The following is an 18,346-nucleotide window of genomic DNA, read 5'->3' on the forward strand; positions in this document are numbered from 1 at the left end:
CTGCGCGCCGCAGCTGAGTCCTCGTCGAGCGGCGGCAGGTCGCCGAGGACGATGCGGGCGTAGAGCTGCAGTCGTTCCGGATCGGCGAGTGCGGCTAGAAGCTGGTCCATGGGGGCCCTCCCGGCAGGTGATGGAGCCGGAGCAGTGTCACCTGCCGGACGGCACCCACGCATCCGATTAACGGCCGCGCACGTGTCCGATCAACGGCCGTGCAGCTCGCGGTACTTGGCGACCAGCGCCTTGGTGGACTCGTCGAGCCCCGGCACGTCGGCGCCCTCGGTGAGGGCCGGCTCGACGCGCTTGGCGAGGACCTTGCCGAGCTCGACACCCCACTGGTCGAAGGAGTCGATGTTCCATACGGCGCCCTGCACGAACACCTTCTGCTCGTACAGCGCGACGAGCTGTCCGAGCACGGAGGGCGTGAGCTCGCGCGCGAGGATCGTGGTCGTCGGGTGGTTGCCCTTGAACGTCTTGTGCGGCACGAGCTCCTCCGCCACGCCCTCGGCCCGCACCTCCTCAGGCGTCTTGCCGAACGCCAGCGCCTGGGTCTGCGCGAAGAAGTTGGCCATCAGCAGGTCGTGCTGGGCGACCAGGCCCGGCTGCAGATCGGCGACGGGGTTGGCGAAGCCGATGAAGTCCGCCGGGATCAGCTTCGTGCCCTGGTGGATCAACTGGAAGTACGCGTGCTGTCCGTTGGTGCCCGGCGTACCCCAGACGACCGGTCCGGTCTCCCACTCCACCGGCGTGCCGTCACGGGTCACGGACTTGCCGTTGGACTCCATGTCCAGCTGCTGCAGATACGCGGTGAACTTGGACAGGTAGTGCGAGTAGGGCAGCACCGCGTGCGACTGCGCGCCGTGGAAGTTGCCGTACCAGATGCCCAGCAGGCCGAGCAGCAGCGGCACGTTGGACTCGGCGGGTGCGGTGCGGAAGTGCTCGTCGACCAGGTGGAAGCCGTCGAGCATCTCCCGGAACCGGTCCGGGCCGATGGCGATCATCAACGACAGGCCGATCGCCGAGTCGTACGAGTACCGCCCGCCGACCCAGTCCCAGAACTCGAACATGTTGGCCGTGTCGATGCCGAAGTCGGCGACCTTCTCGGCGTTCGTGGACAGCGCCACGAAGTGCTTGGCGACGGCATCCTGACCGGCCCCCAGCTCGTTCAGCAGCCAGGTGCGCGCGGACGTCGCGTTGGTGATGGTCTCGATGGTGGTGAAGGTCTTCGACGCGATGATGAACAGCGTCTCGGCCGCGTCCAGGTCCCGCACGGCCTCGTGCAGGTCGGCACCGTCGACGTTCGAGACGAAGCGCACGGTCAGGTCGCGGTCGGTGAAGGCGCGCAGCGCCTCGTACGCCATGGCCGGGCCGAGGTCGGAGCCGCCGATGCCGATATTGACCACGTTCTTGATGCGCTTGCCGGTGTGGCCGGTCCACTCGCCGGAGCGGATCCGCTCGGAGAAGGCGCTCATCTTGTCGAGGACGGCGTGCACCTTAGGGACCACGTTCTCGCCGTCGACCTCGATGACCGCGTCACGCGGGGCGCGCAGCGCGACGTGGAGAACCGCGCGGTCCTCGGTGGTGTTGATCTTCTCGCCCCGGAACATGGCGTCCCGCAGCCCGAACACGTCGGTGGCGGCGACCAGGTCCCGCAGCAGGGCCAGCGTCTCGTCCGTGACCAGGTGCTTGGAGTAGTCGACGTACAGATCGCCGACCTGCAGCGTGTAGCCCGTGCCGCGCTCCGGGTCCGCGGCGAACACCTCACGCAGCTGCACCTCCCCCAGCTGCTCCCGGTGCTTGGCCAGAGCGGTCCACTCGGGCGTCTGGTTGAGCCTGGTACGGCGTTCTGCATTCATCTCGGACTTCAGCCTTCTCTTGTACCTGCGTACGTCCTGCGTACCTTGCCCCGCTGCACTCCCAAACCTAATTGATCAGGTGTCGCCACGAGCGGTCTGTCCGCCGTTGGTGGGTTTAAGGGCGGGCAACAGGGCGGTGACGGACAGGACGAACAGCGCGGCCGCCAGCAGCGCGGGTGTGTTCAGTCCCCAGGCAGTGGCCACGGCACCGCCCAGCAGGGCACCGAGCGGCGCTCCCGCGACCGCCAGGGTGCGGAAGGCCGAACTGATCCGGCCGAGCATCTCCGCGGGGCCCCGCTGCTGCATCAGCGTCGTCGTGCTGACGTTCCACACCATGCCCATGAGACCGAAGACCGCCAGACTCGCGACCACCGCGGCCAGGCTGCGCACCGTGCCCACCACCACCAGGGCGCCGATCTGCGCCGAACCCGCGATGACGACGCTGCGTATCCGGCCCACCCGGGCCACGAGTCTGCCCTGCACCCATCCCCCGGTCAGGCTGCCGACCGCGTACGCCGTCATGGCGGCCGCGTATCCGCCGTTGCCCGCGTCGAGCCAGCCCGTCACGAGGAGCACCATCGTGGCGATCAGCGCCCCCATGCCGATGTTGCAGAGGGCCGTCGCGGCGCACAGCCCTCGCAGCGCACGGTCGCGCCACAGTGCCCGCAACCCGGCGGCGATGTCCCCGCGCAGGGTGCTTCCCGCCGGTCTGGGGCCGCGCTGAGGGGCAGAGGTCCGCAGCGATGCCACGAGCGCCGCCGCCACCAGATAGGTCAGGGCGTCAGCCGCGAACGGGACGGCCATTCCCGCGATGATCAGCAGGGGCACCGCGGGCGCCGCGAGCAGACCGCCCGCGATCTGCTGACCGGTGAGCAGACGCGCGTTCGCACTGCCCAGTGCGTCCTCGTCCACCAGGGTGGGAAGCAGCGCCGTGGCGGCGTTGTCGAAGAGCGTCTGGAGTGTGGTGAGCGCGAAGGCGAGGGCGATGAGCAGCCCTATGGTCGCGTGCCCGAGCGCCACGGCCGCCGCGAAGCCGGCCACCAGCAGGCCCCGCACTACATCCACGCTCCACATGACGCGCCGCTGGTCGACGCGGTCTGCCACCGCCCCGCCCAGCAGCCCGAAGACGATCCACGGCAGATAGCCGCAGGCCGTCACGGACGCGATCAGCATCGGCTCGTCCGTCAGCGAGGCCGCGAGCAGCGGTAAGGCCGCCATCCGCAGCGCATCGCCGAATCTCGACAGCACGGCAGCCGTCCACAGGCGCCCGAATCCCCCGCGCCACGTGGGCGCGGAGGCACCCACAGCTTCGGTCGTCGTCACAACGTCCCCCTCCGGTCCAGTGATTCAGAACCGTAGAGGCCGCCACTGACAATCGACCGCGCGCGAGGGCCGGGCAGGCCAGATCCGAAGCCCAGCCCGGATCCGAAGCCGTAAGACGACTCCGGCCGGACACCGCACATGGGTGCCCGGCCGGACTCCGACTCCTAGATTTCGCCGCGCAGTTTGGCGAGCGCCTCGGCGAGGATCGCCTCGCCGTCCGCGTCGCTGCGCCGCTCCCGTACGTACGCGAGATGCGTCTTGTACGGCTCGGTGCGCGGCGGGTCCGGCGGGTTGTCCCGGTCCTGCCCGGCGGGAAAGCCGCAGCGCGGGCAGTCCCAAGTCTCGGGAACCTGCGCGTCGCTTGCGAAGCTCGGCTGCGTCTCGTGCCCGTTAGAGCACCAGAAGGAGATGCGCAGCCGCGGCGCGGACTCACCGCGCTCGGCCTCGCCCATCGGCCCCGCCCCGACCCGGCTTCCTCGGATCGCGTTGCCACTTGCCACGGTCGTAACTCCCTGCGTGATGGTGCCGCGAAGCACATGGCCTGTCGCTTCGCTGCGGGCGCCTCAGTCTACGTAAGGCCCAACGCGCGTCCAGTGACCGGAGTTACACCCCGTCCAAGACGCAAGCCCCATGATAAGCCGCGCATAAAGAGCGCGTACCGAGCATGGGGCCTTACGTGAGCTGTGTTCAGTTGTCGGCGTGCCGTCGTACCACCGCTGCGTCGTCAGCTGTTGACCTTCATCAACACGCCGAGTACGACAATGCACGCAAACCACAGCAGACCGATCACCAGAGTGATCCGGTCGAGGTTGCGCTCGGCGACCGAGGAGCCGCCGACGGACGACTGCATGCCGCCACCGAACATGTCGGAGAGGCCGCCGCCCTTCCCCTTGTGCATCAGCACCAGCAGCATCAGCAGCAGGCTGAAGACGATCAGGGCGATCGAGAACCCCAAAACCACAGCTGGACCAACTTCCTCGGATTCGGATGAACGACGGGGGCACAGCGACAGCGCTGTGCCCCCGCAAGGGTACGACGGATCGCCGCTACCGCATACTCACTGGTCGCGGAAGCGCACGATCTTGACGAACTCGTCCGCGTCCAGCGAAGCGCCGCCCACCAGGGCACCGTCGACGTCGGGCTGAGCCATGATCGCGGCGACGTTGGAGCCCTTCACGGAGCCGCCGTACTGGATTCGGACCTTGTCGGCCAGCTCCTGCGAGTACAGCTCGGCCAGGCGGCCGCGGATCGCCCCGCAGACCTCCTGAGCGTCCTCGGGCGTGGCGACCTCGCCGGTGCCGATCGCCCAGACCGGCTCGTACGCGATCACGATGGACTCGGTCTGCTCGGCCGGGACGTCCTTGAGGGCGCCGTCGACCTGCGCGAGCGTGTAGGAGACCTGGTTGCCCGCCTTGCGGATCTCCAGGCCCTCGCCGACGCAGAGGATCGGGGTCAGGCCGTGCTTGTAGGCGGCCTTGACCTTGGCGTTGACGAGCTCGTCGGTCTCGTTGTGGTACTGGCGGCGCTCGGAGTGGCCGATGGCCACGTACGTGCACTTCAGCTTGGCCAGCAGCGAGCCGGAGATCTCGCCGGTGTAGGCGCCGGCGTCGTGCGCCGAGACGTCCTGGGCGCCGTACTTGATCTTCAGCTTGTCGCCGTCGACCAGGGTCTGGACGGAGCGCAGGTCGGTGTAGGGCGGCAGGACGGCGACCTCGCAGGCCTCGTAGTCCTTGTCGGCCAGGGCGAAGGCGAGCTTCTGGACGTGCGCGATGGCCTCGAGGTGGTTGAGGTTCATCTTCCAGTTGCCCGCCATCAGCGGGGTGCGGGAGCTCACGGGTGTTCAGTCCTCCAGTGCGGCGAGGCCGGGGAGCGTCTTGCCCTCGAGGTATTCGAGGGAGGCGCCGCCGCCGGTCGAGATGTGGCCGAATGCGTTCTCGTCGAATCCCAGGATGCGGACGGCCGCGGCGGAGTCGCCGCCGCCGACGACCGTGAAGGCCTTGGAGTCGAGAAGGGCCTGGGCGACCACCTTGGTGCCCTCGGCGTAGTCGGGGTGCTCGAAGACGCCCATCGGACCGTTCCAGAAGACGGTGGCCGCGTCGGCGAGCTTCGAGGCGTAGAGGTTGCAGGTCTCCGGGCCGATGTCGAGGCCCATCCCGTCGGCGGGGATGGCGTCGGCTGCGACCGCGGTGGGGTTGGCCGGCGCCTTGGTCTTCAGGTCCGGGAACTCGGGCGCGACCAGGGCGTCGACGGGCAGGACCAGCTCGACGCCGGTCTTCTCCGCGCGCTCGATGTACTCGATGACGGCCGGGATCTGGTCCTCCTGGAGGAGGGACTTGCCGATCTCGTACCCCTTGGCCTTCAGGAAGGTGTACACCATGCCGCCGCCGATCAGCAGACGGTCGGCCTTGCCGAGCAGCTGGTCGATGACGGCGAGCTTGTCGGAGACCTTGGCGCCGCCGAGCACGACGACGTACGGGCGCTGGACGTCCTCGGTGAGCTTCTTGAGGACGCCGACCTCGGTGGCGATGAGGTAGCCCGCGTAGTGCGGCAGGCGGGCCGGGAGGTCGTAGACCGAGGCGTGCCGCCGGTGCACGGCGCCGAAGCCGTCGCCCACGTACACGTCGGCGAGGGCCGCGAGCTGGTCGGCGAACTCGCCGCGCTCGGTGTCGTCCTTGCTGGTCTCGCCGGCGTTGAAGCGCAGGTTCTCGATGACCGCGACCTGGCCGGGCTGGAGGCCGTCCACCGCGTCGTGCGCGGCGGGGCCGACGGTGTCCTGCGCGAAGGCCACGGGCTTGCCGAGCAGTTCACCGAGCCGCTCGGCGGCGGGCAGCAGCGAGAACGCCGGGTCCGGGGCGCCCTTGGGGCGGCCGAGGTGGGAGGCGACGACGACCTTGGCGCCCGCGCCGGCCAGTGCCTTCACGGTCGGCAGCACGGCACGGATACGGCCGTCGTCGGTGATCCGGCCGTCGGCCAGCGGCACGTTGAGGTCGGCGCGGACGAAGACCCGCTTGCCGTCGACGCCTTCGGCGAGAAGTTCGTCGATGGTCTTCATGGAGTGGCTCCTTAGGGATGCTCTGAGGGAAGCTCTGGACGTGCGGCAGGGCCCGGGTGGCGCCGCGTCGCGCCACCCGAGCCCTGCTGCTCACATCGGAGTGCCTGCCGTGTCAGATACGGATCAGAGCTGGCCGCCGACGAAGACCGTGAGGTCGACGAGGCGGTTGGAGTAGCCCCACTCGTTGTCGTACCAGCCGAGGATCTTCACCGACTTGCCGTCCTGGACCATGGTCAGGGAGGAGTCGAAGGTGCAGGACGCCGGGTCGCTGACGATGTCCGAGGACACGATCGGGTCCTCGGTGTAGAACAGGATGCCCTTGAGGTCGCCGTCGTCGGCGGCCTTCTTGAACGCGGCGTTGACCTCGTCCTTGGTGACCTCGCGCTGCAGCTCCACGACCAGGTCGGTGGCCGAGCCGGTCGGGACCGGGACGCGCATCGCGATGCCGTCCAGCTTGCCCTTGAGCTGCGGGAGGACCAGCGCGGTGGCCTTCGCGGCACCGGTGGTGGTCGGGATGATGTTCTCCGCGGCGGCACGGGCGCGGCGCAGGTCCTTGTGCGGGAAGTCCAGGATGCGCTGGTCGTTCGTGTACGCGTGCACGGTGGTCATCAGACCCTTGACGATGCCGAAGTTCTCGTCGAGGACCTTCGCCATCGGCGCCACGCAGTTGGTGGTGCAGGAGGCGTTGGAGATGACGTGGTGGTTCGCCGGGTCGTACTTGTCCTGGTTGACGCCCATCACGATGGTGATGTCCTCGTTCTTGGCCGGAGCCGAGATGAGGACCTTCTTGGCGCCGCCGGCGATGTGCTTCGCGGCGTCGTCGCGGTTGGTGAAGATGCCGGTCGACTCGACGACGATGTCGACGCCCAGCTCTCCCCACGGGATGTCGGCCGGGTTGCGCTCGGACAGCACCTTGATGGTGTGGCCGTCGACCGTGATGGTGTCCTCGGTGTGCGACACGTCGGCCTTGAGGCGGCCGAGGATGGTGTCGTACTTCAGCAGGTGAGCGGTGGTCGCGGTGTCACCCAGGTCGTTGACAGCCACGATCTCGATGTCTGCACCCTGCTCCAGCAGCGCGCGGAAGTAGTTACGACCGATGCGGCCAAAGCCGTTGATGCCTACGCGGATCGTCACGAACCGATCTCCTCGTTAGGTACGCCGGGTTTCGACGCCGGCGAGTTGTATAGGGATGTCCCCGACCGCCTATGACCCTACCTCTCCAGGGGCCCCGGAGTGACATCGAGAGGGTCGCGACGCGACACGTGCGATGCGTACCAGCCAGTAGGTGTGTGGGCCCCTGTTTACAAGGGCTGACGGCCGAGAGTCGGCCCGCTCCGATGAGCGGGATTTACCCCTTGGCGACCGCCTCCGGAGCACCTTGACGACACCCTCCGCCGGGGTCTGATGTCCACCCGCGGCCACCGGCGCCGCGCGTCAACGGCGCCCACGATGACGGGCGACGTACGGTGCCCGCGCCCCGAGTGGGCGCAGGAGCCGGGGCGTTGGGTTCCGCATCCGAGGGCCGGCGGTCAGCCCGCGAGGTTGTCCGCCAGCTCCTCCGAGAGGTTGGACTCCGTCCCCGGGATGCCCAGGTCCTGGGCCCGCTTGTCGGCCATGGCCAGCAGGCGGCGGATACGGCCCGCGACGGCGTCCTTGGTCAGCGGCGGGTCGGCGAGCGCGCCCAGCTCCTCCAGGGACGCCTGCTTGTGCTCCATGCGCAGCCGGCCGGCGGCCGCGAGGTGCTCGGGGACCTCCTCGCCGAGGATCTCCAGGGCACGCTGGACGCGGGCGCCGGCGGCGACCGCGGCGCGCGCGGACCGGCGCAGGTTGGCGTCGTCGAAGTTGGCGAGGCGGTTGGCGGTGGCGCGGACCTCGCGGCGCATCCGCCGCTCCTCCCAGGCCAGCACCGACTCATGGGCGCCGAGCCGGGTGAGCAGCGCGCCGATCGCGTCGCCGTCGCGCACGACGACCCGGTCCACGCCCCGTACCTCACGGGCCTTGGCTGCGATCGACAGCCGGCGGGCCGCGCCGACCAGCGCGAGCGCCGCCTCGGGGCCCGGGCAGGTCACCTCGAGCGAGGAGGAGCGGCCGGGCTCGGTGAGCGAACCATGGGCGAGGAAGGCACCGCGCCAGGCGGCCTCCGCGTCACAGGTGGCCCCCGAGACCACCTGCGGGGGCAGCCCGCGGATGGGGCGGCCGCGGCCGTCCACAAGACCCGTCTGGCGGGCCAGCTGGTCACCGCCCGCGACCACGCGTACGACATAACGCGAGCCGCGCCGCAGCCCGCCGGGAGCCATCACGATCAGCTCGGAACTGTGTCCGAAGATCTCCAGGATGTCCCGCTTCAGCCGGCGCGCCGCCATCGCGGTGTCCAGCTCCGCCTCGATCACGATGCGGCCGCTCACCAGGTGCAGCCCGCCCGCGAACCGAAGGATCGCCGAGACCTCCGCCTTTCTGCAGCAGGTCCGGGTGACGGGTAGCCGGGAGATCTCGTCCTTCACCGCTGCCGTCATCGCCATGGGCCGATCCTTCCATGCATCCGAAAAATACGGTCGTACGCGGCAGCCAACAGCTCCGGGTCGTGCCGGGGGCTGCCGTCGGTCCGGGCGACCGGCGCCAGCTCGACCGCGGCGCCGAACCGCCTGGCGGCCTCGGTCAGCGACTCGCAGTCGGGCACGGCGGCCTCGTCGGCCAGCACCACGTCCAGGGCGAGTTTAGGGGCGTGTCGTCCCAAAACCTCCAAATGACGCTGCGGGGAGAAGCCTGAGGTTTCGCCGGGCTGCGGGGCCAGGTTGAGGGAGAGCACCCGGCGGGCCTTGGTCTCCATGAGGGCGTCCAGCAGCTCGGGCACGAGCAGATGCGGGATCACGGAGGAGAACCAGGAGCCGGGGCCGAGCACCACCCAGTCCGCGTCGAGGACGGCCGCGACGGCCTCGGGGACGGCGGGAGGGTCGTTCGGCACGAGGTGCACGGACTGCACCTCACCCGGGGTGAGCGCGACGGTTGCCTGGCCGCGGACCGTGTCGACCTCGTCGGGCCGCTCCGGATCATGGCCTCGTACGAGCGCCTGGAGCTCCAGTGGGACCGCGGACATCGGCAGGACGCGGCCGTGCGCGCCCAGCAGCTTGCCGACCAGGTCGAGGGCCTGGACATGGTCGCCGAGCTGCTCCCACAGGGCCACGATCAGCAGATTGCCGACCGCGTGCTCGTGCAGGTCCCCCTTGGACTGGAAGCGGTGCTGGATGACGCGGGCCCAGGTCTGGCCCCACTCGTCGTCACCGCACAGCGCCGCCAGGGCCTTGCGCAGATCGCCGGGCGGGAGCACGCCGAGTTCGTCGCGCAGCCGTCCGCTGGAGCCGCCGTCGTCGGCGACCGTGACGACGGCGGTGAGGTCACCGGTGATCCGGCGCAGCGCGGCGAGCGAGGCGGACAGGCCCATGCCGCCGCCGAGCGCGACGACCTTGGGCTGGGCGCCGCGGCGGCGTACCCTCCCGGCGCCACCTGTGATCCGGCGGAGCCTGCGCAGCCGGAGATTGGGTTCGCTCACTCGCGCCCCATGTCCCGGTGGACGACGACGGTCTCCACTCCCTCGGAGGCGAGTCGCTTGGCGAGCTTCTCCGACATGGCGACGGAACGGTGCTTGCCGCCGGTACAGCCGACCGCGATGGTCACATAGCGCTTGCCCTCGCGGCGGTACCCGGCGGCGATGAGCTGGAGCAGCTCCGAGTACTGGTTGAGGAACTCCTTGGCGCCGGGCTGGTTGAAGACGTAGCCCGAGACCTCCTCGTTGAGGCCGGTGTACGGGCGCAGCTCCGGGACCCAGTGCGGGTTCGGCAGGAAGCGGCAGTCGACGACGAGGTCGGCGTCGACCGGGAGGCCGTACTTGTAGCCGAAGGACATCACCGTGGCGCGCAGCTCCGGCTCCTCGTCGCCCGCGAACTGGGCGTCCATCTTGGCGCGCAGCTCGTGGACGTTGAGGCTGGAGGTGTCGATCACCAGGTCGGCGTCGCCGCGCAGCTCGCGCAGCAGATCGCGCTCGGCTGCGATGCCGTCGACGATCCGGCCGTCGCCCTGCAGCGGGTGGGGCCGGCGCACGGACTCGAAGCGGCGGACCAGGGCGTCGTCGGAGGACTCCAGGAAAACGATCCGCCGGGTGACGTGCCTGGCCTCCAGGTCCGCGAGCGACTCGCGGAGGTTGTCGAAGAAGCGGCGGCCGCGGACGTCGACGACCACCGCGATCCGTGCGACGTTGCCCTGCGAGCGGGCGCCGAGCTCCACCATGGTGGGGATCAGCGCGGGCGGCAGGTTGTCGACGACGAACCAGCCGAGGTCCTCGAGACACTTGGCCGCCGTGGACCGGCCGGCGCCGGACATTCCCGAGATGATCACCAGCTCGGGGATCGCGGAGTCGGGAGCTCCGTTCCCCTCGTTGGTCGTGCCCGTACTCACCTGTGCTCCATGTTCGGCTTGTGCGCTGGGCGCGCTGTGTGCGTTCGGTGCGCTGCGCGAGTCCGGTGCGCTCGGTTCGCTGCTCGCGCCGGGGGCGCGGTTCGCGCTCGGTTCGTTGCTCGCGGTCGGTTCGTTGCCTGCGTTCGTGGCGTGCTGTTCGCTCTGCGGACGATGATCGCTCTCGTTACTGTGTGCGCCCTGTCCGTGTGCGCCGTGCTCGCTCATGTCTCCTGCCCCCGTCTTTCGTACGAGGCCCCCGCGGCCCCGGCCTCTTGCCCGGAACCCGCGGGTGCGGGCTCCTCGTCCTCAATGATCTCTCCAGTGGCCGTGTTCACGGCGGGTGCCGCGGGCGCCGTACGCGCCAGGGCCCCGAGGATCGTCTCGGCCGTCTTGCGGCCCACGCCCGGCACCTCGCAGATCTGCTCGAGGGTCGCGGCCCGCAGCTTCTTCACCGAACCGAAGTGCCTGATCAGGGCCTGTTTCCGGGCGTCGCCCAGGCCCGGCACCTCGTCCAGGGGGCCCGCCTTGAAGCGCTTGGCCCGCTTGGTGCGCTGATAGGTGATCGCAAACCTGTGCGCCTCGTCGCGTACGCGCTGCAGGAGATACAGGCCCTCGCTGGTGCGCGGCAGGACCAGCGGGTCGCCCTCGTCGGGCACCCACACCTCTTCGAGGCGCTTGGCGAGCCCGCACACCGCGATGTCGTCGATGCCGAGCTCGTCGAGGGCCTTCTTGGCTGCGGCGACCTGCGGCTGGCCGCCGTCGACGACGACGAGCTGCGGAGGGTAGGCGAACCGCTTGGGGCGGCCGGTGTCGTCGACCAGACGCGCGCGGGCGTCGTCGTCCTCGGCGCCCGCGAGCGAGCCGTCCACGGTCGGCTCCGCTGAAGAGCCGTGCACGGTCGGTTCCGCGAAAGAGCCGTCCACAGCGGGTTCCGTCGAGGAGTCCTCGGCCAGTTCCGGCGAGGAGCCGTCGCCGGCCCACTCCCCCGTCTTCTCCTGCTCGGCCAGGTACCGCTTGAAGCGCCGCGTGATCACCTCGTGCATGGACCGGACGTCGTCCTGTCCTGCGAAGCCCCTGATCTGGAACCGCCGGTACTCGCTCTTGCGAGCCAGGCCGTCCTCGAAGACGACCATGGACGCGACGACGTCGTCGCCCTGCAGATGCGAGATGTCGTAGCACTCGATCCGCAGCGGGGCGCTGTCGAGGTCCAGGGCCTCGGCGATCTCCTCCAGGGCGCGCGAGCGCGTGGTGAGGTCCGATGCACGCTTGGTCTTGTGCAGCGCGAGGGCCTGCTGGGCGTTGCGCTGCACGGTCTCCATGAGCGCCTTCTTGTCGCCGCGCTGCGGGATGCGCAGTGACACGTTCGACCCGCGGCGGCCGGTGAGCCATTCCTGCACCGGTTCGGCGGGTTCGGGCAGCGCCGGGACCAGGACCTCCTTGGGCACGGAGTCGCCGGTCTCCTCGCCGTACAGCTGTTGCAGCGCGTGCTCCACCAGATCACCGGTGGTGACGGCCTCCACCTTGTCGGTGACCCAGCCGCGCTGGCCGCGCACCCGGCCGCCGCGGACATGGAAGATCTGGACGGCTGCCTCGAGCTCGTCCTCGGCGACCGCCATCAGATCGGCGTCCGTCGCGTCCGCGAGCACGACCGCGTTCTTCTCCATCGCCTTCTTCAGGGCGCCTATGTCGTCGCGCAGGCGTGCCGCCTTCTCGTACTCCATCTCCTCGGCGGCGTCCATCATCTGCTTCTCCAGACGACGGATGTACGTGCCCGTGCGTCCGGCCATGAAGTCGCAGAACTCCTCGGCGAGTTCGCGGTGCTCGTCGGGGGAGACCCGGGCGACGCAGGGGGCCGAGCACTTGCCGATGTAGCCGAGGAGGCAGGGGCGGCCGGTGCGGGCCGCGTTCTTGAAGACGCCCGCGGAGCAGGTCCGTACGGGGAAGACGCGCAGCAGGAGGTCCACGGTGTCGCGGATCGCCCACGCGTGCGCGTACGGCCCGAAGTAGCGCACGCCCTTCTTCTTGTGGCCGCGCATGACCTGGACCCGCGGAAACTCCTCGTTCATGGTCACCGCGAGATACGGATAGCTCTTGTCGTCGCGGTACTTGACGTTGAACCGGGGGTCGAACTCCTTGATCCAGGAGTACTCCAGCTGCAGCGCCTCGACCTCCGTCGACACCACTGTCCACTCCACGGACGCGGCCGTGGTGACCATGGTGCGCGTGCGCGGGTGCAGGCCCGCGAGGTCCTGGAAGTAGTTCGCCAGGCGCTGGCGCAGGCTCTTCGCCTTGCCGACGTAGATCACGCGCCGGTGCTCGTCGCGGAACCTGTAGACCCCCGGCGAGTCGGGGATCTGTCCCGGCTTGGGGCGGTAGCTGGAGGGGTCTGCCATGTCTCACACCCTACTTGCGGGGACCGACAGCGGGGCGTGCCCGCGGAGCTCTCGCCCGCCGGGACGGAGTGGAGGGTCCGGCATGGACGACGGAAGAACGATCAGCATCAAATCCCTATGTAATGGATGAAACACCGTGTATGGGGTTCACGCGGGCGTTTACGCTCGGGCGGAGATGAGATACGTTCCCGCGGGCACCGCAACCGGGGAGGGCGTGCCTGGCGATGACCGGCCGCGCCCGCGCCCACCTCTGAACACCGATCACTGCGCCTCGTGAGGGTGCGCGAGAAAGGAACCGTCTCGTGATCGTCGTCGCCGGTGAGGCCCTGATCGATCTCGTTCCGCAGCCGGGACCGAACGTCGGCGGGCTGCCGGACCTCGCCCCGCGCCTGGGCGGCGGCCCCTACAACACCGCTGTGGCGCTGGGCCGCCTCGGCTCCCCCACGGCCTTCTGCTCGCGGGTGTCGGCCGATGCGTTCGGCGAGGCGCTGCTGGGCGGGCTGCGTGCCGCCGGTGTGGATGTGTCTTACGTCGAGCGCGGTCCGGAGCCGACGACGCTCGCCGTCGCCTCGATCGGCGCTGACGGTTCGGCGGGCTACTCGTTCTACGTCGAGGGAACGGCGGACCGGCTGTTCTCCGTGCCGGACCAACTGCCGCCCGGTACGCGCGCGGTGTCGTTCGGAACCTGTTCGCTGGTCCTGGAGCCGGGTGCGACCGCGTACGCGGAGCTGATGCGGGCCGCTGCCGGGCAGGGTGTGTTCACGACGCTGGACCCGAACATCCGGCCGGGGCTGATTCCGGACGCGGACGCCTATCGTGCGCGGTTCCGCTCCTGGCTGCCGCACACCGGCCTTGTGAAGCTGTCGGAGGAGGACGCCGAGTGGCTCGGCGGCGCGCCGAAGGAGTGGCTGGCGGCCGGGCCCGCCGCGGTCGTGCTGACCCACGGGGGCGACGGCCTCACGGTTCTGACCAGGGACGGCGGGGAGTTCGCGGTGCCGGGCGTGCGCGTCGACGTCGTCGACACGATCGGCGCGGGTGACACGGTGAACGCCGCGCTGCTGCACCGGCTCGCCGCGCACGACGCGCTGTCCGTGGAAGCCGTGGCGGCGCTCGGCGAGGACGACTGGCACGACATCGTCGGCTTCGCGGCCCGCGCCGCGGCGATCACCTGCTCCCGCCCGGGAGCGCAGCCGCCGTACGCCGCCGAACTGGGCCTGTAGGTCAGCCGCTGACGGTGCGTGCTTTCAACGTGCTGTGCCCCACGGGGAGTTCCCGTGGGGCACAGCACGTATCGAGCCCACGTAGCGAGCGCACGTCTCGAGCGCGCCTATCCGGGGCGTCCGCCGACGGCGCCGCGCGCTGGGCGGCTCAGGCCTTCCGGGACGCCGCCGCCTTCTTGGCCGCGGTCTTGGCCGTGGCCGTCTTCCTCGGCGTGGAGTTGACCGCGACGGTCTTCCTGGCCGCCGTCTTGCGCGGCGCCGTGGTCGACGACGCGTCGCTGATGCGGTCGGCGCCAAGGATCTCGCGCAGGAACTTGCCGGTGTGGCTCGCCGGAACCCCGGCGACCTGCTCCGGCGTGCCCTCCGCGACGACGAGGCCGCCGCCGTTGCCGCCCTCGGGGCCCATGTCGACGACCCAGTCGGCGGTCTTGATCACGTCGAGGTTGTGCTCGATGACGATGACCGTGTTGCCCTTGTCGACCAGGTCGGACAGCACCGAGATCAGCTTGCTGATGTCCTCGAAGTGCAGACCCGTGGTCGGCTCGTCCAGGACATACACCGTGCGTCCCGTGGAACGCTTCTGCAGCTCGCTCGCGAGCTTCACACGCTGGGCCTCACCGCCGGAGAGCGTGGGCGCGGGCTGGCCGAGACGGACGTATCCGAGACCGACGTCGTTGAGCGTCCTCAGGTGGCGGGCGATCGCGGGCACTGCCTCGAAGAAGCCGAGGGCCTCCTCGATCGGCATGTCCAGCACCTCGGCGATGGACTTGCCCTTGTAGTGCACCTCCAGGGTCTCCCGGTTGTAGCGCGCGCCGTGGCAGACCTCGCACGGGACGTACACGTCCGGCAGGAAGTTCATCTCGATCTTGATGGTGCCGTCACCGGAGCAGTTCTCGCAGCGGCCGCCCTTGACGTTGAAGGAGAAGCGGCCCGGCAGATAGCCGCGCACCTTCGCCTCCGTCGTCTCCGCGAACAGCTTGCGGACGTGGTCGAAGACGCCGGTGTACGTCGCCGGGTTCGACCGCGGCGTACGGCCGATGGGCGACTGGTCGACGTGCACCACCTTGTCGACGAGGTCGTCGCCGTCGACGCGCGTGTGCCGTCCCGGAACGCTCCGGGCGCCGTTCAGCTCTCGCGCGAGGTGCGTGTAGAGGATGTCGTTGACCAGCGTGGACTTGCCGGAGCCGGAGACGCCCGTGACGGCCGTGAGGACGCCGAGCGGGAACGACACATCGATGTCCTGCAGGTTGTTCTCACGGGCACCGTGCACCGTGAGCTGACGCTTCGGGTCGACGGGCCGGCGGATGTCGGGCAGGACGATGGACTTCTTGCCGGACAGGTACTGGCCGGTCATCGACTCGCTGTTGGTCAGCAGCTCCGCGAGCGGGCCGCTGTGCACGACCTTGCCGCCGTGCTCACCGGCGCCCGGGCCGATGTCGACGACCCAGTCCGCGACCTTGATGGTGTCCTCGTCGTGCTCGACGACGATGAGCGTGTTGCCCATGTCGCGCAGCCGGACCAGGGTCTCGATGAGCCGGTGGTTGTCGCGCTGGTGCAGGCCGATGGACGGCTCGTCGAGAACGTAGAGCACGCCGACGAGACCGGAGCCGATCTGGGTGGCCAGACGGATGCGCTGGGCCTCGCCGCCGGACAGCGTGCCGGCCGCACGGTTCAGCGACAGGTAGTCGAGGCCCACGTCGACCAGGAAGCGCAGCCGCTCGTTGACCTCCTTCAGGACCCGCTCGGCGATCTTCTTGTCACGGGCGCTGAGCTTCAGCTCGCCCAGGAAGTCCGCGCAGTCGCTGATCGACATGGCCGAGACCTCGGCGATGGACTTCTCCATGATCGTGACAGCGAGCACGATCGGCTTGAGGCGCGTGCCCTCACAGGTGGGGCAGGGCACCTCGCGCATGTAGCCCTCGAAGCGCTCGCGGCTGGCGTCGCTCTCGGCCTCGCTGTGCCGCCGCTTCACGAACGTGACGGCGCCCTCGAACGGGGTCGTGTACCGCCGCTCGCGGCCGTACCGGTTGCGGTACCGCACCTCGATCTGCGTCTTGTGCCCGTACAGCAGGGCCTTCTTGGCGCGCTGCGGCAGCCCTGCCCACGGGATGTCGGTACGGAAGCCGAGGGCGTCGGCGAGCGCCCCGATCAGACGCCCGAAGTAGTCCTTGGTGTGGCCGTGCGACCAGGGGTGGATGGCCCCCTCGTCGAGGGACTTCTCCTCGTCGGGGACGATCAGCTCGGGGTCGACCTCCATGCGCGTGCCGATGCCGGTGCACTCGGGGCAGGCGCCGAAGGGCGAGTTGAAGGAGAAGGAGCGGGGCTCGAGCTCCTCGAAGGACAGGTCGTCGTACGGGCAGTAGAGGTGCTCCGAGTACATGCGCTCGCGCTCGGGGTCGTCCTCGGGGAGGTCGACGAAGTCGAGCACGACCATGCCGCCGGCGAGGCCGAGGGCCGTCTCCACGGAGTCGGTCAGGCGGCGCTTGGCGCCGTCCTTCACCGTGAGGCGGTCGACGACCACCTCGATGGTGTGCTTCTCCTGCTTCTTCAGCTTCGGTGGGTCGCTGAGGTGAATCGTCTCGCCATCGACGCGGGCCCGGCTGTAGCCCTTCGTCTGCAGGTCGCTGAAGAGGTCGACGAACTCGCCCTTGCGCTCGCGCACGAGAGGCGAGAGGACCTGGAAGCGGCTGCCCTCGGGCAGCTCGAGGACCTTGTCGACGATCGCCTGCGGCGACTGGCGCGAGATGGGGCGGCCGCACTCGGGGCAGTGCGGCTTGCCGATGCGCGCGAAGAGCAGGCGCAGGTAGTCGTAGACCTCGGTGATGGTGCCGACCGTCGAGCGCGGATTGCGCGAGGTCGACTTCTGGTCGATCGAGACGGCCGGGGAGAGGCCCTCGATGAAGTCGACGTCCGGCTTGTCCATCTGCCCGAGGAACTGCCGGGCGTACGAGGAGAGCGACTCGACGTACCGCCGCTGGCCCTCGGCGAAGATCGTGTCGAAGGCGAGCGACGACTTGCCCGACCCGGACAGACCCGTGAAGACGATGAGGGAGTCGCGCGGGAGGTCGAGCGAGACGTTCTTCAGGTTGTGCTCGCGCGCTCCACGGACGATGAGACGGTCGGCCACGCCGGTCCGCACCTTTCTTGAGAGAAGCGACAGGGGCGGGGCCCCCGTCTCTCACAGACTAGGGGGAGCCACCGACAGCGCCGGATGGGTTTCGCTGGTTGGTAACAATTCCGGACCTTCCAGCATGCCCGACGCCGCGCTCGAGCTTATAGCACGCGCATTCGATTTTGGTCGGCGCTCCACCACCTTCACCCGAACGTGTGGCGGGGCTATCGTCGGCCCCATGAACGATCATGTGCGCGACCTGGCGTCTGTACGTGACGCGACCGACCGGCTGCTGAACGCAGCCGCCGAACTGGACAACGCGTCCGTCGCCGAGCCGTCACGGCTTCCCGGCTGGACCCGCGGCCACATCCTCGCTCACCTCGCCCGCAACGCCGACGCGCTCGTGAACGTCCTCGCCGGTCGCCCCATGTACGCGACCCCCGAGCAGCGGGAGGCCGACATCGAGCGGGACGCCTCGCGCCGGCTCGGGGAACAGCTCACGGACCTGCGCGAGAGCGCCGCCCGCTTCCAGGAGGCGGGCGCGACCCCCGCCGACTGGTCCCGCACGGTGAAGCTGCGCAACGGCGTGACGGATGCGGCGTCCCGGGTGCCGTTCCGGCGGTGGATCGAGGTCGAGCTGCACCACGTGGACCTCGGCATCGGATACGAGCTGGAGGACCTGCCGGAGGAGTTCGTCCAGCGGGAGATCGACTTCCTGACGGAACGCTTCCGCGGACACCCCGGCGTACCGGCCGTCCTCATCCGGCAGGACGACGGCCGCGAGATCCCCACGGGCCGCGCGCGCAAGGACGGGGACGCGATCACCGTGACGGGCCGCCAGGCCGACCTCCTCGGCTGGCTCGCGGGCCGCCGCGACGGCTCGGGCCTCACGGCCGCGGGCGGACCCCTTCCCGTACTGCCACCCCTGTGATCCGCTGAGTAGG

General features: G+C 69.7%; 14 protein-coding genes. 2 read left to right on the plus strand and 12 right to left on the minus strand.

Features of this window, described 5'->3' with window-relative positions:
- Positions 1-200: 200 nt before the first annotated feature.
- The 11 genes from pgi to uvrC form a co-directional block, all read right to left on the minus strand.
- A complete protein-coding gene (gene pgi / locus ABT009_RS20290) occupies positions 201-1,853 on the minus strand; it encodes a glucose-6-phosphate isomerase (RefSeq protein WP_351296366.1) in 1,653 nt (550 codons plus the stop codon).
- 75 nt (positions 1,854-1,928) lie between these two features.
- Complete coding sequence (locus ABT009_RS20295; RefSeq protein WP_351296369.1) at positions 1,929-3,176, minus strand: MFS transporter; 1,248 nt, start codon at positions 3,174-3,176, stop codon at positions 1,929-1,931.
- A 164-nt stretch (positions 3,177-3,340) separates the two neighbouring features.
- On the minus strand, positions 3,341-3,676 hold the full coding sequence (locus tag ABT009_RS20300) for an RNA polymerase-binding protein RbpA (protein ID WP_003976875.1): 336 nt from the start codon (positions 3,674-3,676) through the stop codon (positions 3,341-3,343).
- A gap of 224 nt (positions 3,677-3,900) precedes the next feature.
- Complete coding sequence (secG, locus tag ABT009_RS20305) at positions 3,901-4,137, minus strand: preprotein translocase subunit SecG (RefSeq protein WP_351296372.1); 237 nt, start codon at positions 4,135-4,137, stop codon at positions 3,901-3,903.
- 96 nt (positions 4,138-4,233) lie between these two features.
- A complete protein-coding gene (gene tpiA / locus ABT009_RS20310; protein ID WP_351296375.1) occupies positions 4,234-5,010 on the minus strand; it encodes a triose-phosphate isomerase in 777 nt (258 codons plus the stop codon).
- Between the two features lie 6 nt (positions 5,011-5,016).
- The gene (locus ABT009_RS20315) at positions 5,017-6,228 is read right to left on the minus strand and encodes a phosphoglycerate kinase (protein ID WP_351296378.1); all 1,212 of its coding nucleotides are present in this window, start codon (positions 6,226-6,228) and stop codon (positions 5,017-5,019) included.
- Between the two features lie 123 nt (positions 6,229-6,351).
- Positions 6,352-7,362, minus strand: coding sequence for a type I glyceraldehyde-3-phosphate dehydrogenase (gene gap / locus ABT009_RS20320; protein WP_351296381.1), 1,011 nt, complete (start codon positions 7,360-7,362; stop codon positions 6,352-6,354).
- Between the two features lie 395 nt (positions 7,363-7,757).
- Entirely contained in the window at positions 7,758-8,747 is a 990-nt protein-coding gene (gene whiA, locus ABT009_RS20325; RefSeq protein ID WP_351296384.1) for a DNA-binding protein WhiA, read from the minus strand.
- A complete protein-coding gene (locus ABT009_RS20330; protein WP_502989925.1) occupies positions 8,738-9,775 on the minus strand; it encodes a gluconeogenesis factor YvcK family protein in 1,038 nt (345 codons plus the stop codon). The genes whiA and ABT009_RS20330 overlap by 10 nt, the downstream gene beginning before the upstream one ends.
- Positions 9,772-10,677 carry an RNase adapter RapZ gene (gene rapZ / locus ABT009_RS20335; protein WP_351296387.1) on the minus strand — a complete coding sequence of 302 codons (906 nt, stop codon included), beginning with the start codon at positions 10,675-10,677 and terminating at the stop codon, positions 9,772-9,774. The genes ABT009_RS20330 and rapZ overlap by 4 nt, the downstream gene beginning before the upstream one ends.
- 221 nt (positions 10,678-10,898) lie before the next feature.
- Positions 10,899-13,070, minus strand: coding sequence for an excinuclease ABC subunit UvrC (uvrC, locus tag ABT009_RS20340; protein ID WP_351296390.1), 2,172 nt, complete (start codon positions 13,068-13,070; stop codon positions 10,899-10,901).
- Positions 13,071-13,372: 302 nt separating this feature from the next.
- Here uvrC and ABT009_RS20345 point away from each other — a divergent pair, with 302 nt between their 5' ends.
- Positions 13,373-14,290, plus strand: a complete 918-nt coding sequence (locus ABT009_RS20345; protein WP_351296393.1) for a carbohydrate kinase family protein — start codon at positions 13,373-13,375, stop codon at positions 14,288-14,290.
- A 148-nt stretch (positions 14,291-14,438) separates the two neighbouring features.
- On the opposite strand, the gene uvrA is transcribed toward ABT009_RS20345, so the two are convergent.
- The gene (uvrA, locus tag ABT009_RS20350) at positions 14,439-17,417 is read right to left on the minus strand and encodes an excinuclease ABC subunit UvrA (protein WP_351296396.1); all 2,979 of its coding nucleotides are present in this window, start codon (positions 17,415-17,417) and stop codon (positions 14,439-14,441) included.
- A 223-nt stretch (positions 17,418-17,640) separates the two neighbouring features.
- On the opposite strand from uvrA, the gene ABT009_RS20355 reads away from it, so the two are divergent.
- Positions 17,641-18,333 (plus strand): maleylpyruvate isomerase family mycothiol-dependent enzyme, encoded by a 693-nt coding sequence (locus tag ABT009_RS20355; RefSeq protein WP_351296399.1) that lies wholly within the window; start codon positions 17,641-17,643, stop codon positions 18,331-18,333.
- Positions 18,334-18,346 lie beyond the last annotated feature (13 nt).

Origin of the sequence: Streptomyces sp. NPDC002896 (genome assembly GCF_040295225.1) — a bacterium.
Lineage (GTDB): Bacteria > Actinomycetota > Actinomycetes > Streptomycetales > Streptomycetaceae > Streptomyces.

What these genes read in the sequence shown, in the direction of transcription:
- pgi (WP_351296366.1), bottom strand. Translation starts at nt 1,853, where the DNA reads ATGAATGCAGAACGCCGTACCAGGCTCAACCAGACGCCCGAGTGGACC.
- ABT009_RS20315 (WP_351296378.1), bottom strand. Translation starts at nt 6,228, where the DNA reads ATGAAGACCATCGACGAACTTCTCGCCGAAGGCGTCGACGGCAAGCGG.
- whiA (WP_351296384.1), bottom strand. Translation starts at nt 8,747, where the DNA reads ATGGCGATGACGGCAGCGGTGAAGGACGAGATCTCCCGGCTACCCGTC.
- uvrC (WP_351296390.1), bottom strand. Translation starts at nt 13,070, where the DNA reads ATGGCAGACCCCTCCAGCTACCGCCCCAAGCCGGGACAGATCCCCGAC.
- ABT009_RS20355 (WP_351296399.1), top strand. Translation starts at nt 17,641, where the DNA reads ATGAACGATCATGTGCGCGACCTGGCGTCTGTACGTGACGCGACCGAC.